Annotated in this window: 1 pseudogene; it reads right to left on the bottom strand. The window is 47.8% G+C overall.

The features are described from left to right. A pseudogene (locus A3729_RS01275) lies at window positions 1-674 on the bottom strand (DNA polymerase III subunit gamma/tau); the annotation flags it as partial.

Below are 674 nucleotides of genomic sequence, written 5' to 3'. Positions count from 1 at the left end.
TACAGGCGCTGTGACAATATCAATTCCTAGCTGATCACTAGGGCTTAACTGGAAAGCAAGCATTCTGAGCAAGGCCATTTCAAGGCCAGATTTAGGGTCAGGCGTAATCGCCAAGTCCTGACGACTAACCAAGGCCACTTGATAGAAAAGCTGAACATCTTCGGCACATAACTTACGAGCATAGGAAACGANGTGCTCCTGATCACCCATAGAGTTATCACAAGCGCCAGGAACAGCCTGCTCGATAGCCACACGATGAAGCACTTCTGCAATCGTCGCTAACACTGAAGCATAATTTGGGGAAAATTCGGCGAGCGCTTTAATTTCGTCAAGCATCGCTGCCGCATTTCTTGAAATCAAACAATCCAGAATACGATAGATCTTTTTCTGGTCAACCGTCCCCAGCATTGCACTAACGCCAGTCTCGGTAAGTGCATGGTTTCCATAAGCTATAGCCTGATCAGTCAGACTAAGCGCATCACGCATACTGCCATCAGCAGCTCTGGCAAGCGCCCATAAAGCCATATCCTCAAAACTAACCTGCTCTTGACCAAGGATATTCTGCAGGTGCCCAACAATGCGTTCTGGCGACATATTCTTCAGATTGAACTGGAGGCAACGCGAGAGAATCGTTACAGGAAGCTTTTGCGGGTCGGTTGTCGCAAACAAGAACT

Source organism: Oleiphilus sp. HI0043, assembly GCF_001634935.1.
The sequence above is the reverse complement of the archived record's forward strand: the minus strand, read 5'-3'. Positions and strand labels throughout refer to the sequence as shown.